This window comes from Pseudomonas sp. RIT357, assembly GCF_000632245.1.
Lineage (GTDB): Bacteria > Pseudomonadota > Gammaproteobacteria > Pseudomonadales > Pseudomonadaceae > Aquipseudomonas > Aquipseudomonas sivasensis.
The window spans coordinates 496,494-511,878 of sequence record NZ_JFYX01000001.1 but is presented as its reverse complement, the minus strand read 5'-3'; the positions used below and the strand labels follow the sequence as shown (position 1 = coordinate 511,878).

Here is a 15,385-nt window from a genome sequence, read left to right as displayed (position 1 = left end):
TCCGCGATGCATCCCAATGATGACGACCGCACCCAGTTCATGCCCCGCCCAGGTGGCCGCGCGCCTGAACCTGTGCGTGCAGAGCCGGCTCCGCTGTCGATGCCGGCAGCACCGATGCTCACCGGCAAAAGCCAGGGCCTCAACCCGCTGGAAAGCGCCGCCGGCCCGCTGCTGGCTTTGCTGACGCGCCTGCGCAACACCATCGCCCACCCCGCGCCAGCCAGCCTGCGTGCGCAGTTGCTGGCCTACCTGCGTCAGTTCGAAGAGCGCGCCGAAGCCGCCGGCGTGGCGCGCAACGAAGTGCTGCTGGCCCGTTATGCGCTGTGTACCGCCCTTGATGAAGCCGTATTGAGCACGCCGTGGGGCAGCACCAGCGATTGGGGTAAGCAAAGCCTGCTGATCACTGTGCACAATGAAGCCTGGGGCGGCGAAAAAGTCTTCCAGTTGCTCGACCACTGCCTGCAAAGCCCACGGGAACGTCTGTACCTGCTGGAGCTGTTGTACCTGTGCATGTGCCTGGGTTTCGAAGGCCGCTACCGCGTGATGAACGACGGTCGCAGCCAGTTGGAAGCCCTGCGCGAGCGCACCGCTGCGGCGATTCGCAGTGCTCGTGGCGAGCATGAGCGCGAGCTGTCGCCGCACTGGCGTGGGGTGACCGTGGCCCGTGATCGCCTGGCGCAATTCATGCCGCCGTGGATCGCCGTAGCCATTGGCGTGGCGCTGTTGTTGGCGTTGCTGTTCACCTTGCGCATGCTCCTGGCGTCGCAGGCGGAGCCGGTGTTCAAGAATATCCATGCCCTGGGCGAGATCCCGGTGCAGGCCATCGACCGTCCGGTGGCGCAGCCTAAAGTCATCGAGCGGCCGCGTTTGGCGGGGTTCCTGGCTGAAGACATCAAGGCCGGTCGCGTTGCCGTTGAAGATAAAGTCGACCGTTCCGTGGTCACCATTCGTGGCGATGAACTGTTCGCATCGGCCAGCTCCAGCATTGTCGATGACTACCAGCCGCTGATGCTGCGCATCGCCGATGCCATTCGCAAAGTGAAGGGCCAGGTGCGCGTGACCGGCCACAGCGACAATCGTCCGATTGCCACGCTGCGCTTCCCGTCCAACTGGGCGCTGTCCGAAGCACGGGCCAAGTCGGTGCTGGAAATCCTCGCGGCCAAGACTGGCCAAGCGGATCGCTTCAGTGCCGAGGGCAGAAGCGACACCGAGCCGTTGGCCACCAACAGCACAGCCGAAGGCCGCGCCCGCAATCGTCGGGTTGAAATCACCGTATTGGCGGAGGGCGTCGAGTGAAGGCGTTTTTCAGTTTTATGATTCGCTGGGTGATCCCGCTGCTGGGCCTGATTGCCTTGAGCCTGATCATCTGGTTTGTCGGGCCGTTGCTCGACGTGCTGATGCCGGAAGGGCGCCGTTGGGCGCTGATCATCCTGGTATTCGCGGTGTGGATCGCCTACCGCGTGTTCCGCATCATCCAGGCGCGGCGCCAAGCGGCCGAAGTGATGCGCAGCCTGGCTGCCGAAACCCCGGCCGACCCCAACAGCGTGGCCACTGCCGAAGAGCTGACCACCCTGCGCCAGCGCATGGACGAAGCCCTGGCGCTGCTGAAAAAAGCCAAGCTCGGCGGTGACGAGCGCCGCAATCTCTATGAGCTGCCGTGGTACGTGATCATCGGCCCGCCGGGTTCGGGCAAGACCACCGCGCTGGTCAATTCCGGTTTGCACTTCCCGTTGGCTGCGCAGTTGGGCGCCGGTGCGGTGCGTGGCGTCGGCGGTACGCGCAACTGCGATTGGTGGTTCACCGATCAAGCAGTATTGCTCGACACCGCTGGCCGCTACACCACTCAGGACAGCAACTCCACGGTGGATAAAGCCGCGTGGCTGGGCTTCCTTGACCTGCTGAAAAAGCAGCGTTCACGCCGCCCCATCGACGGCGCGTTTATCGCCATCAGCCTCTCGGATTTGCTGCTCGGCACTGATGCCGAGCGCGCTGCCCATGCGGCCGCGATTCGCCTGCGCATCCAGGAGCTGTACACCCAATTGGGCGTGCGTTTCCCGATCTACCTGATGCTGACCAAGCTCGACCTGGTGCCGGGTTTCATGGAGTACTTCGACAACCTGAGCAAGGAAGAGCGCGCCCAGGTGTGGGGCATGACCTTTGCCCTGGACGACGGTAAAAACAGCGCCAGCCCTCTGGCCCATCTGCAAAGCGAATTCGCGGGTCTGGAGCAACGCCTCAATGAGCGTTTGGTTGAGCGTCTGCAACAGGAGCGCGACCCGGCGCGGCGCGACCTGATCTACGGCTTCCCGCAGCAGTTCGGCGCGTTGAAGGATTGCCTGCAAAGCTTCCTCGAAGGCGTGTTCAAACCCAACGCCTTTGAAGAGCGCGTGTTGCTGCGCGGTGTGTATTTCACCAGCGGTACCCAAGAAGGCAGCCCGATTGACCGACTGATCGGCGCCATGGCCCAGAGCATGAACCTGGACCGCCAGCACCTGGCACGGCAGAGCGGCACCGGGCGCAGTTACTTCATCGAAAAACTCTTCACCGCGGTGGCGTTTGCCGAGCGTGGCTTGGTGGGGGTGAACCCGAAGGTCGAGCGGCGGCGCAAGTGGATTGCGCGCGGCGTGCTAGCGGCCACCGTGGCGTTGGTGGTGGTGGTCAGCGGCCTGTGGTGGGTGAGTTATCGCGCCAACCAGGCGTATATCGCCCAGGTCGACCAAAAGGTCGCGCCGTTGGGCCAGACCGTGCAGAACCTAAGCCCGGCGCAGCGTGAAGTCCTCGCCGTACTGCCGTTGCTCAACGCGGTGAAGAACCTCGCGGGCGACTCGCCGAGCTGGTCCGAAGGTCTTGGCTTGTATCAGGGCGACATGCTCGAAGCCGAATCCGCCAGCGTGTACCGCAAGTTGTTGATCGCGGTCTTCGCGCCACGCTTGGTGACGCGCATCGAGGAGCAGCTGCACGGCGGTGGCAATTCCGATTTCCTCTACGAAGGCCTCAAGGCCTACCTGATGCTCGCCGACAGCGAGCATTACGACCCGGACTTCATCAAGGCCTGGATCGCCCTCGATTGGGACCGCAACCTGCCGCGCGACCTGCCGGCCGATCAGCGCCAGGCGCTGACCGGGCACTTGCAGGCGCTGTTTGATCGTCACCCTCCGAGCGCACGCCTCGATCCGCGCTTGATTGATGACCTGCGTCGCCAGTTGCAACAGCTGCCGGTGGCCCAGCGCGTCTACGACCGGGTCAAACGCCAGAAACTGCCTGAAGGCATCCCGGACTTCCGTATCAACGAAGCCGCTGGCCGCGATGCCGCGCTGGTGTTCAGCCGTAAAAGCGGCAAGCCGTTGGGCGAGCCGTTGAGTGGTTTTTTCACCGCCAAGGGCTATCGCCAGGCATTCCTGCTGAGCAGCCTGAACCAGACCGGCACCTTGGCTGAAGAGCAATGGGTGTTGGGCCGCGAGCAGGCCGATCAGCAGAACGTGGTCAGCCTCGCCGCCGATGTGCGTCGCCTGTACTTCCAGGACTACCAGCGCCAGTGGGATGCCTTGCTCGCCGACATCGACTTTGTGCCGATCACCAGCGTGGCCCAGGCGGCCGATGTCCTGCGGGTAATTTCCGGGCCGACTTCACCGCTGAAAAAGCTGCTGGTGGCGGTGGCCAAGGAAACCGATCTGCAAACTGAAGAGCGCCAATTGGCCGCCAAAGGCGTGCCGGTGGAAGGCGGCGTCGACAAGCTCAAGGAGCGCCTCGGCAGCCTGCTCGGCCAGGAGCAACCGACGGCCAATGCGCCGGCGGCAGCGGATGATCCGGTCACCGCGCACTTTGCCGAACTCAACAGCATCGTCAGTAAAAATGAAGGCGAGCCAGCCGCTATTGATGGCTTGTTGTCGGACATGAATGCGCTGTATGTGCAGGTCAGCGCCATGGTCGGTGCCAGTGGCGACGCGTTGCTCGGTGAGGCGAAGAACCAGGCGGCGGCTGCTGCCACGCGGGTCAGCCTGAACGCCGAACGCCAGCCGCCGCTGGTGCAGGGCATGGTCAAGTCGGTGGTCAACTCCACCACCAACAGCATGATGGGCGGGGTGCGTAACCAACTGAACGCGGCATGGGTCAGCGAAGTGGTCAACGTGTATCGCCAGTCCCTGGCAGGGCGTTATCCGATGTCGCCGGGCAGTGCGCGGGACGCCACGCTGGATGACTTCGGGCAGTTCTTTGGTGTGGGCGGGGTGATGGATAACTACTTCCGCAAATACCTGCAGCCGTATGTGGACACGTCTGCGCAGACTTGGCGCTGGCAGCCGGGCGCGGCGCAGAAGCTGGGGATCTCGCCGGGTGTGCTGCAAACCTTCCAGCGCGCCGCGACAATCCGCGATGCGTTTTTCCGCTCCGGGGGCACGCAGCCCATCGTCCGTTTCGAACTCAAACCGGTGTCGATGGACCCGACCATCACCCAGTTCCTGCTCGATCTCGACGGCCAGCAACTGAGCTACGACCACGGTCCAAGCCGTCCGGTGGCGATGCAATGGCCGAACCCCGGCAGCATTGGCGTGGTGCGCATTTCCATCATGCCGCCATCGGCCAGCGGCCGTTCGGGCGTGACACTTGACGGCCCATGGGCGTGGTTCCGCCTGTTGGAGCAATCGGACCTCACCGCTGGCAACTCGCCGGACCGCTTCAACCTGCGGCTGCGGGTCGACGGCGCGAGCATCGCCTACGAGTTGCGCGCCAACAGTGCTTTCAACCCGTTCAAGAGCCGCGTGCTCAGTGGCTTCAGCCTGCCGGAGCGGCTATGACGACCCTGGGTTTCTACGGCAAGTTGGCCAGTCGCGGGGATTTTGTCAGCCGCGCCTTGCCCCAGAGTTTTGTCGGTCCGTGGGACAGTTGGCTGGCCGCGGGTTTGCTGGCCAGCCAGACCAGCCTGGGCGGTGATTGGCTCAACGTATACCTTGTCAGCCCGCTTTGGCGTTTTGTACTGGCGCCGGGCGTGTGCGGGCCGGATGCGGCGGCGGGTGTGGTGATGCCGAGTATCGATCGGGTCGGGCGCTATTTTCCGTTGGCGGTGGTGGCCTTGCTTGATCACGACACCAATCCCGCCTCATTGGTAGGCGGGCCGGACACGTGGTTCGAGCATGCCGAAGAGCTCTTGCTCAGCACGCTGGACACCGGCGCGACCTTTGAAAGCTTCAACGATGGCCTCGATACCCTCGGCTTTCCAGCCAGTGAGCCGCGCGCGGTCGATAGCCGTTTCGCGGGCCTGCAAAGGGTGTCCGCCACCGTGCCCCATGGGCGCATGACCGCGCTCGCCGAACAGGCCTGCGAAGGCGCAAGCCTGTGGTGGGGCCGAGGCTCGGAACGTATTTCCCCTGGTTTATTACGGTGTCAGGGCTTACCTGCCGCCGGTGATTTTGCGCAGTTTTTGCTCGGACAAGAAGGTGTGGTGTAGATGGGGGCGACGTACAAATCCGCGAGCAAAAGCCATGTGGGCATGGTGCGCCAAGTTAACGAAGACGCGTGCCTGGACCTGCCGGAAAACCGCCTGTGGGTGGTGGCCGATGGCATGGGCGGGCATGCGGCAGGGGACTATGTCAGCAGCCTGATCGTCGACAGCCTGCGCAGTGTGCCGTTGGGCCGCTCCCTGGACGAATACTCGGCGGCCCTGCGCAATGACCTGATCCGCATCAACGCCGCCGTGCGCGAAGAAACCGCCAATCGTGGCGTGACCATGATGGGCAGCACCGTGGTCGTACTCGCCACGCGTGGCTTGCGCGGTGTATGCCTGTGGGCTGGTGACAGTCGCCTGTACCGCCTGCGCGATGGCGTGCTCGAAGGTATTTCCCGCGACCACAGCTACGTGCAAGACCTGCAAGACAGCGGCCTGCTCAGCGAAGCCGACGCCCGCGTGCATCCGCGCGCCAATATCGTCACTCGCGCCATTGGCGTGGAAGCCCAGCTTGAAGTGGCGGTAGTCGACCTGTTGATCGCCCCCGGCGACAGCTACCTGCTGTGCAGCGATGGCTTGAACAAGACCGTCGAAGACCATGAAATTCGCGAAGTGCTCAGCCACGACGCGCCGGATGAAATCGTGCGCAGCCTGGTGCACCTGGGGCTCAATCGCGGCGCGCCGGACAACATCACCGCCATCGTTGTGAAGGTATCGGCATGAACATTGTGATTCCTGGCTACGACATCGAAGGCGAGATCGGCGAAGGCGCCATGGCCAGCGTGTACCTGGCGACCCAGCGCTCGCTGGAGCGCAAGGTGGCATTGAAGGTGATGGCGGCGGCATTGGCCGCCGACCCGAGCTTCTGCGAGCGCTTCCTGCGCGAGGGCAAGACCCTGGCGCGCCTGTCGCACCCGCATACGGTGACCATCCATGACATCGGCAATGTCGGTGAGCTGTATTACATGGCCATGGAGTTCCTGCCCAACGGTACGCTCAAGGAGCGTATCGCCGCGGGTATGACGCCGGAACAGGGCGTGACATTGATCCGCCAGATCGCTTCGGCGCTGGGGTATGCCCACGCTCAAGGATTGGTACACCGGGACGTCAAGCCGGCGAACATCCTGTTCCGCGCTGACGGTACGGCGGTGCTCTCGGACTTTGGCATCGCCAAGTCCCTGGACGACCGCACCCAGTTCACCCAGGCCGGTTTCGCCGTCGGTACGCCGAGCTACATGAGCCCGGAACAGGCGCGGGGCCAGGAGATCGACGGGCGCGCCGACCTGTATGCGTTGGGCGTGGTGCTCTATGAAATTCTCGTCGGCAAGCTGCCGTATAGCGGCACCGACGCGCTCTCCACCGCGCTGGCGCACCTGACCGAACCGTTGCCGGAATTGCCGGTGCACCACGGTCGTTATCAGGGCGTGTTGCGTAAGTTGTTGGCCAAGGATCCGGCCGAGCGGTTCCCGGATGCAGCGGCGTTGCTGCTGGCGCTGGACCAACTGCCGGCGGATTCGCCGGAAGCCACGCTGGTGCGACCACTGCCGATCCCGGTGAGTTTTGACCTGGCGGGTATCACGCCGGAGTCCATCGAAATCCCGACAGCCAAACCCGAGCCAGTGCGCCAACCGGTGGTGCCGCCGACGCAGCACAGCGAGCAGCGTCGCGGGCCTGTGTTGGCGCTGGCAGCGGTGGCTGTGGCGGTTGCCCTGGCGATTGGTGGCGCTTCCTATTGGTGGCTGAGTGGCGATGATGAACCGGCCAAACCACCGGCCGCCGTAGTCCCCGCAGCAACACCTCCAGCAACACCCCCAGCAACACCCGCAGCGGCAGTGGTTGAGGCGGATGGCGGTCAACGTCCGCTGTTGATGGCGGGCAAGAAAACCCTGTTCCAGCGCGTCCTCAGCAAGCCGGGCGCGAAGCTTTCGGATGAGGCAGGCAGCGCGGCTGGCAAGGTGCTGCCGGCGTTCTCGGTGCTTTACGTGTACCAACGCAAAGACATTGAGGGTCAACCGTGGGTACGCGTCGGCACCGCCACCGATGGGCGCAGCGACGGTTGGTTGCCGGCCTCGCAAGTCAGCGACTGGAAACAAAGCCTGGTGCTCAAGTTCACCGAGCGCTCGGGCCGTGCGCCGGTGATGTTCCTGCGGCAATCGGGGGAAGTGGAAAAGCTGCTCGCCGACCCGGCCGCCGCCAAGAGCGCGCTGGCCAAAGCGCAGAAAAACAGCGAAGACAACGGGCAAATCCTTGCCCTGGAACCGACGGCCAGCGCCGTGCCGCAGAACCAGTTTTACCTGTTGCCGATCTTTGACTCCAAAGAGAGCTTCGACGAAAACGGTCAGCCGGTGCAGTTGCTCAATGTCGCTTCCATCGACCCCGGCAGCAGCGCCGTGGCCAAGCCCGCCACGCCGGTGATCAACGCCAATGCCGATGCCTTCCGCACTGCGGTGGTGCTGGTAGTGGATACCACCGTGTCGATGCAGCCGTATATCGACCAGATCCGTGACGTGGTTCATGAGCTGCAAACCCGCATCGCCGAACGCGGCGAACTCGATAGCGTCAGCTTCGGCATGGTCGGTTTTCGCAGCAGCATCAAGAAAACCCCTGGCCTGGAATACGTGGCCAAAACCCTGATCAGCCTCGACCAGGGGCGTGATCCACAACGCTTCCTCGACATGGCGCGGCAAGTCAAAGCGTCCAGCGTTTCCAGCCATTCGTTCAACGAAGACGCGTTTGCCGGGGTGATGCAGGCTGTGGACGGCATGGACTGGTCCGGTTATGGCGGGCGCATCATTCTGCTGGTCACCGATGCTGGCGCGCTGCGCAAGAACGACCCGTTCGCCGCCACCCAGATGAACGAAGCCGAAGTGCGCCAGGCCGCGCTGGGCAAGCAGATCAAGATTTACGCTCTGCACCTGCGCACCGACGCCGGCAAGAAAACCCACGCTGGCGCCGAGAGCCAGTACCGCATCCTCACCGCCGACGCCAACCCGCAGATCGGCGACTTGTACACACCGGTGCCCGGTGGTGATGTGCGCAAGTTGGGTGAGCGTGTCGATGAGATCGGCAGCGTATTCGCCAACCTGGTGCATCAAGTGCGCAGCAACACGCCGCAACCGGTCCCGCTGCTCAGTTCGGCACCGACCTTGGCGGATAAATCTGCCGCCGTTGGTTACGCCATGCACATGGACTTCCTCGGCCGCAAAACCGCGAGCCAGGCGCCGCAGCTGGTTAGCGCCTGGACTGCCGATCGCGACCTGACCAACCCGGCGCTGCCGGCGTTCCAGGTGTGCGTGATGCTGACCAAGTTGCAGCTCAACGATTTGCAGCAGTCGCTGAAACTGATCGTCGACGCGGCGCGCAAGACCCAGACGTCACCCAAGGATTTCTTCCAGGAAATCGCCAGCGCCTCTGCCTACATGAGCCGCGACCCGCAAGCCCTGCGCAAGGGCGGCAACTTGGCCGATGGCGGCATTCTCGGCGAATACCTGGAAGGCCTGCCGTACCGCAGCAAGTCGCTGAACATGACCCAGGACTTGTGGTTGTCGTTGAGCGTGGCCGAGCAGGAAGACTTTATTGACGAGCTGGATTCGAAAATCCGCCTCTACGAAACCTTCCATAACGACGTGGCCAATTGGGTCCGTTTCGGCGATGCCGAGCCGGGCGATGCGTTGTACCGCGTGCCGTTGTCGACGCTGCCGTAATGCTGACCCTGAGCGCGGTGCACAAGAGCCGGGGCGTCGGTAGCCAGCGCTATAGCCTGGTGATCCCGGCGCTGGCGCTGCGCGCGGGTGAGCAAGTGGCGATCGTTGGGCCCAGCGGTTGCGGCAAGAGCACCTTGCTGGATTTGCTGGCGTTGGTCCTGGCGCCGGATCAGGTGGGGCACTTCGAATTTAATGCGATCGACATTGGCAGTCTGTGGCGTGCGGATCAGCAATCGCGGCTGGCGCAGTTGCGCAGCCAGCACTTGGGCTACGTGCTGCAAACCGGTGGCCTGCTTGGCTTTCTCGATGTGCGCGGCAACATCGCCCTGTCCCGGCAACTGCTGGGCTTGAAAGACGATGGCAGTGTGGCGCGCCTGGCCGAGCAGTTGGAAATCAGTGATCAGTTGGCGAAGAAACCCTCGGCGCTGTCGGTGGGCCAGCGCCAGCGCGTGAGCTGCGCCCGAGCCCTGGCCCATGCACCGCAACTGGTGCTGGCGGATGAGCCGACCGCGTCCCTTGACCCGTTGAATGCCGAGCGGGTGATGCACGCCCTGTTGGCCCAGGCCCATGAGCACCGCGCCGCCTGTGTGATCGCCACCCATGACGAACCTCTGGCCCGTGCCAGTGGCTTGCAGATTCGGCGTATCAGTTGCCGTCGCGATGCCGACGGTGGCGTCACTGCCACCCTTGGGGAGGCGTGCTGATGCGCATCCCCTTGATCGCTTCCCTGGCCTGGCAGGATTACCGCAACGACGCGTCGCTGTCGGCCTGTTCGGTGCTGGCATTGGTGGCGGTGATCGCGCCGTTGCTGGTGTTATTCGGCCTGAAATTTGGACTGGTTAGCAGTTTGACCGAACGTTTGCAGACCGACCCCGCCACCCGTGAAATTATTCCGTTGGGCGGTGGTCGATTCAGCAGCGCATTGATTGAGCAGCTTGCCCAGCGCCCCGATGTGGCGTTCGCCATACCGCGTACGCGGCAGATTGCGGCGACGGCGCAGGTGGGCGCGCTGACGTTGGAGATGCTGCCGACAGCGTCGGGTGATCCGTTGTTGGGTGCGCTGGTGCTGCCGCATGGCCTGAACCAGATCGTGCTGAGCCACACCGCTGCCGAGAAGCTTGCAGCGCGGCCAGGGGATCTATTGGAAACCCGCTTTGCCCGCCAGGTAGCAGGACGTGTCGAGGAGCAGCGCACAAAGGTACAGGTGGTTGCGGTACTGCCGCTGGAAGCCTTCGCGCGGGACGCTTTGTTCGCCGATCTGGCCCTGCTGGAAGCGGCGGAAGATTACCGCGATGGTCGCGCCGTCACGGCGTTGGGATGGACGGGCGAAGAGGTGGCGGTGGGTGAGCAGCGGGTGTACCCGGCGTTTCGCCTGTACGCGCGCAATCTCACTGATGTAGAAACCCTACGGGTGTATTTCGCTGGGCAGAACGTATTGGTATCGACCCAGGCGAACACCATCGCCCAGGTGCAGTCGTTGAGCCGCAACCTGTCGATCGTATTCTGGGTTATCGCCGGGCTGGCGTTGGCGGGGGCGTTTGCGGCGATCTTCGCTGGGGCCTTGGCCGCCGTGGCGCGCAAGCGACGGGAATTGTCAGTGCTGCGGCTGTTGGGGTTTTCCACCGGCGGGCTGTTGTTGTTTGTAGTGGTGCAGGCGCTGTATAGCGCAGGGTTTGCGGCCTTGCTCAGCGCCGGGCTGTATGGCTTGGCCGAAGCAGCGTTGAACAAATTATTTGCGCAGGTGCCGGGCGAGTACGCCAGTCATCTGCTGGCGCGTCATTACGGCCTGGCCCTGGTTGCAGTCCTCGGCGTCAGCGCCGTGGCGGCGGCGTGTGGTGGCTGGCGAGTGGCGCGTATCCAGGCTTCTGAAGGAATCAGAGATGTATAAGTTACTGGGCGCCGTCGTGGCGCTGAGCCTGGCCTCGATGGCCTGGGCCGATGAAGCAAGCGATAAACTGGACAACCCCAAACCGTTGCCAGATGACGTGAGCCTGCCGCTGCCATGCGAGGGCAACATGGTGTTCCGCTACGCCTACGTACTGGCCCAAGGCACGCTGGATGACCGCGAAATCAGCCTCGGCTACCCCTTCGCCGAAGGCGAGGCCGGTTACCAGCAGTCGTTTATTTCCGGCTATCGCCGCGACTTTATCAACGGCCAGTTCACCCTCAAGGATTTGCCGAAAGACTGGAACAAAGTCATCGCGCCGTTGATGCCGAAGACAGACGCCAAGACCCCACTCAAGCCGATGCTGTACTTCATCGGCAAGTATGAAGTGACCGCTCGCCAATACGCCCAAGTGATGGCCCAGGCGCAGTCCCTGGCCAGTGGCGAGCCGGCGCCGGCCTGCGATGCGCCGACCGGTATGGCCGGGCGTTTGCCCAAGGTGAAACTGTCGCGGTTTGAGGCCGAGCGGTTCTCTGCGGTGTACAGCGCCTGGCTGATGAAGTACCACCGCGATTTGCTACCGGTGAGCGGGCGCGGTTCGTCGGCGGAAGACGGCGGCCTTGGCTTTGTGCGCTTGCCCACTGAAGTGGAGTGGGAGTTTGCCGCACGCGGTGGCCAGGCGGTGAGCCGTCAGGATCTGGAGGGGCGTCTGTTTCCTCGTCGCACTGAAGGCAGCGAAAGCGATGGCCCTTTGGGTGATTACGCCGTGTTCAACCAAGTCGCCGGCGGTACTGGCCAGGCGGCGCGCCTGATGCCCATTGGCACCAAATTACCCAACCCAATTGGCATGTTCGACGTGATCGGCAATGCGGCGGAAATGGTCCAGGAGTCTTTCCAATTGGTCCATGCCGGTCGACGCCAGGGCACTTACGGCGGCTTTGTGGTCAAGGGCGGCAACTACCTGGAAGGCGAGGGCACGCTGTTCACCGGCATGCGCCGCGAATACCCGCTTTTCGCCGCCGACGGCACCGAGCAAAGCAATGAAACCACCGGTTTCCGCGTGGCGATTGGTGCGTTGTCGGCCCCGCGTTCACGTTACAAGGAGTTGTTTGCGCAGTGGCAAAAGGAAGGGCGCCTGGCCGCGCTGACCGACGCCATCGATGACGCCCAAGACCCGACCAAACGCCTGGACAGCATCATCGCCGCCAGCGTCGACCCCAAGCTGCAAGCCGAATTGGGGCTGGTTAACGAAGAGCTCAAGCGCAACGTCTCGCTGATCGCCCAGCAACGCGAAGAAGCGGCGGGCAACCTGATTCAGTCGGCCGCATTGGTGGCTGAGACCATCAGCAACTACAACATCCGCCTGGCCAACCTGCAGAAGAGTCGCCAACAGTCTCTGGACAATAAGGATGAGGCCAGCGCGAAGCTGTTTGATATGGCCATTGCCAACGGCCGCAGTGCCCTCGACGGCGCGGTCGCGATTTACATCGACAACTTGGCGACGGGCACGCGCTACACCGATGCGGTGATCCAGGCGCAGTTTCAAAGGATCAAGGAAGAGTTGGATCGCAAGCCAGTGCTCGGCAAGAGCCTGGTGACGCGCGCGACACTGTTCGTCCGCCATGTCGGCAACTACCGCAAACAACAGCGGGCTGACCCGGCGACGATCTTGAAGGAATTGCTCGCAGCGAGCGGTCAGCGGTCTTGATCGTTGGCTGTATAGCGAGCTTGGAAGGGACTCAGGCGGCAGTTGCCGCGCTGGGCAAGTCAAACTTAGAAGAGAATACAACCTATGCTTTTTTCCCGTAAGGCGGTTTCCAAGCGTCACCTGTTGCTGATTGCCGCTGGCTTCAGCACCGTGCTGACAGGCTGCGCCACATCGCCGGCCTCCAAGGTGGCGTCCAGCACCAAGGTCGAGTACTACCCCAACTGCTACGAGCCGGTGCAGCACTTGCGCGCCACCGATTCGAACATGACCAAGTCGGTTGTCACCGGCGCGGCCATCGGCGCGGCCGGCGGTGCACTGCTGGGCGCCCTGACCGGCGACTCCGAAAAGCGCGGCCGTAATGCTGCCATTGGCGCAGCGGGCGGCGCCCTCGCCGGCGGCGCGGCGGGTTACTACACCGAGCGTCAGAAGCAGATCGCCGACGACAACCAGCGCATTGCTTCGTATGCGGCTGACGTAAACAAAAGCGCCTCCGACATCGACCGCAGCACCGCGTATGCCAAAGCGTCGCAACAGTGCTATCAGAGCGCGTTCACCAAGCTGGTGGCTGACCGTAAGGCCAAGACCGTCAACGACACCGAAGGCCGCAAGCGCCTGGCGGAAATCGTCTCGGGCTTGAAGGAATCCAATGACCTGATCGTTGCAGTCAACGGCAAGGCCAGCGAAGACCTGAACAACTACACCCAGGCTTATGAGAAAGACCTGCAGCAGGTTGGCGTACAGCGTGCCGACGTGGTCACCGTGGCCCAGGCCGATTCAAAACCCGTTGTGACACCGGGCAAGAAGAAAGGTACAGGCACTAAACCGCCGAAGAAGCCGCCTCTTCCAACCGTCCCAACAGAAGCAGTGAGCACCGAAAAAACCTTCCAGACTGCCCAGACCAAGCAAGATGAGAGCAAGAAGGTTGCCAGCGCCGGTAAAGCGCAGATCGAAGGCACTTGCCGCGATCCAAACCTGGCCGACTGGGCGCCGGTGCCTTGCCCTAACGTTTAAGGGCGGCGCGTTGTCCTGACGCATTAACGCCAGTCGATAGTGGAATGATCGGCTGGCGGTTTTTGTGTATCTATGAGGCCGTCGGGGTCAGCCCGGCGATATCAAATTTGCCGTTTTCAAATTGGACAGTGGGTTGGCCGGGAACGAGAGCCTTGAAGCTCAGTTGGCCGCTCAGTCTTTGCGAGTCGGCATCGTACGTGTAAGTGACGGTTCCTTCGGTAGCCCGGTGTACGCCCGCAAATAATAACGTCGCAATCGCTGATTCCCCATTTTCGTTGTTGGTAATTGGCAGTGACGTTTCCCCTAGTTTTGATTTTGGAATGTGCAGGTAAACCCGCTTGTCGCCGTGCTTGTCAGTCACCGCGAGCACTTCGAGAAAGTGCGGGTGATTTTTAGGCTCTACAAACTGCATGCTCAGGATAGTTGAGTCAAAGGTATAGCCATCCGGGTCGACGGTCCCGCGCAGATACCCCTTAGTGTCTGTATCAAGCGATTGGCTGAATGTGACCTCACCCTCGGTTAACTCGGCTTCCTCATCACCAGACCCTACGCTTTTTACGATGCAATCAAAGCTACCCTCGACCTGCTGCAACGATGCGTTCTCCTTGAGTCTGAATTCACCGGAAATGTCTTGGTAATAGTTCAGCAAGTTTGTATCCGGCGGAAGATAGATCAGGCCGACGATGTTTCCCGCTTGACCATCAAGCGTATAAGTACCCGGCGTGGCACCCAGGGCGACTTTCACGTCGAGGGAATAAATACGAAAGGGTGAAAAGGCATTCTGACTGGCATAAATCACCATATAGTTGTCTTTTACCGTAGCCCTGGTGATTTGTGAGACAAATTGATGAGTAGCACCGGACTGTGTGATTTTGACCCTTACTTGTCCCGCTCGAGTTGTTGTATTAGTTGTCATGCTGGCGTGCTCCTTTATACAGACTCTCTAAGGTTTAGTACTGGGCCAGACTAGTGCGCGTGCAGATCAGGGGATACTGTGAGCATTCACAGGTAATTAGAGTTTTTTTGAATACACGGTATTCGGGAATGGAATCAACGCGATATTGGCCGAGCGGACTTTAGAGGCTGAATTTAGACTGTTCAGTCATTGCGTGGCAGTAATAAAACGCAAGGAGGTGAACTAAAAAGCGATAGTGGCGTTCCCCAAAAGAATCGCTAAACTGCGCGAGCCGTTCACCTTTGCGAGGTCTGTGAGTTTATGAAATTTCGTCTTCTCCTCTGGGTGCTGGGCCTGATGATGGGCAAAGCCAGCCGGACCAATCCCGCCTTCCAGCAACAGTTGGGTGATAAAGACCTGGCGTTCCAGTTGCAGACCCTCGACGGCAAGGTTGCCCGTCACTTCATCGTCAAAGACCAACGTATTACCAGCCGCTCAGGTGTTCATCCTGCGCCGGCGTTCGCCATTGCGTTTAAAGATGCCGCGTACGGCTTCGCCACGATGCAGGCAAAGAACAAGCAACTGGCGTTCATGACGGGGATTCAGGACAAGTCGATCCAGATCAAGGGCAACCCGGCGCTGGTGATCTGGTTCCAGGGGTTGACCAAGTATTTGAAGCCGAAGAAAAAGAAGTAGGCGTTCAGGGAAACCAAGTTGGATTCATCGGGGGCAAGTCGCACCG

11 protein-coding genes are annotated in these 15,385 nt (G+C 62.0%); 10 read left to right on the top strand and 1 reads right to left on the bottom strand.

The window, feature by feature from the left end:
- Window positions 1–6 precede the first annotated feature (6 nt).
- The 9 genes from BW43_RS24795 to tagQ all read left to right on the top strand — a co-directional run bounded on the left by BW43_RS24795 (window position 7) and on the right by tagQ (window position 13,748).
- Window positions 7–1,296: a DotU family type VI secretion system protein gene (locus BW43_RS24795; RefSeq protein WP_032884432.1), complete on the top strand. Its 1,290-nt coding sequence runs from the start codon at window positions 7–9 to the stop codon at window positions 1,294–1,296.
- Complete coding sequence (gene tssM, locus BW43_RS24800) at window positions 1,293–4,793, top strand: type VI secretion system membrane subunit TssM (protein ID WP_032884431.1); 3,501 nt, start codon at window positions 1,293–1,295, stop codon at window positions 4,791–4,793. Before BW43_RS24795 ends, tssM begins: the two co-directional genes overlap by 4 nt.
- On the top strand, window positions 4,790–5,443 hold the full coding sequence (tagF, locus tag BW43_RS24805) for a type VI secretion system-associated protein TagF (protein WP_032884429.1): 654 nt from the start codon (window positions 4,790–4,792) through the stop codon (window positions 5,441–5,443). The genes tssM and tagF overlap by 4 nt, the downstream gene beginning before the upstream one ends.
- Window positions 5,444–6,163: a PP2C family serine/threonine-protein phosphatase gene (locus tag BW43_RS24810; protein WP_032884427.1), complete on the top strand. Its 720-nt coding sequence runs from the start codon at window positions 5,444–5,446 to the stop codon at window positions 6,161–6,163. It abuts the gene before it with no gap.
- Entirely contained in the window at window positions 6,160–9,144 is a 2,985-nt protein-coding gene (locus BW43_RS24815) for a serine/threonine-protein kinase (RefSeq protein ID WP_032884426.1), read from the top strand. The genes BW43_RS24810 and BW43_RS24815 overlap by 4 nt, the downstream gene beginning before the upstream one ends.
- Window positions 9,144–9,848: an ABC transporter ATP-binding protein gene (locus BW43_RS24820; protein WP_032884425.1), complete on the top strand. Its 705-nt coding sequence runs from the start codon at window positions 9,144–9,146 to the stop codon at window positions 9,846–9,848. The genes BW43_RS24815 and BW43_RS24820 overlap by 1 nt, the downstream gene beginning before the upstream one ends.
- On the top strand, window positions 9,848–11,032 hold the full coding sequence (locus BW43_RS24825; protein ID WP_032884424.1) for an ABC transporter permease: 1,185 nt from the start codon (window positions 9,848–9,850) through the stop codon (window positions 11,030–11,032). Before BW43_RS24820 ends, BW43_RS24825 begins: the two co-directional genes overlap by 1 nt.
- A complete protein-coding gene (locus BW43_RS24830; RefSeq protein ID WP_032884423.1) occupies window positions 11,025–12,737 on the top strand; it encodes an SUMF1/EgtB/PvdO family nonheme iron enzyme in 1,713 nt (570 codons plus the stop codon). The genes BW43_RS24825 and BW43_RS24830 overlap by 8 nt, the downstream gene beginning before the upstream one ends.
- Before the next feature lie 84 nt (window positions 12,738–12,821).
- Window positions 12,822–13,748, top strand: coding sequence for a type VI secretion system-associated lipoprotein TagQ (gene tagQ / locus BW43_RS24835; protein ID WP_032884422.1), 927 nt, complete (start codon window positions 12,822–12,824; stop codon window positions 13,746–13,748).
- A 70-nt stretch (window positions 13,749–13,818) separates the two neighbouring features.
- On the opposite strand, the gene BW43_RS24840 is transcribed toward tagQ, so the two are convergent.
- Complete coding sequence (locus tag BW43_RS24840; protein WP_032884421.1) at window positions 13,819–14,664, bottom strand: hypothetical protein; 846 nt, start codon at window positions 14,662–14,664, stop codon at window positions 13,819–13,821.
- 300 nt (window positions 14,665–14,964) lie between these two features.
- Between BW43_RS24840 and BW43_RS24845 the strand changes: the two genes are divergently transcribed.
- The gene (locus BW43_RS24845; RefSeq protein WP_003195530.1) at window positions 14,965–15,339 is read left to right on the top strand and encodes a hypothetical protein; all 375 of its coding nucleotides are present in this window, start codon (window positions 14,965–14,967) and stop codon (window positions 15,337–15,339) included.
- Window positions 15,340–15,385: the final 46 nt, after the last annotated feature.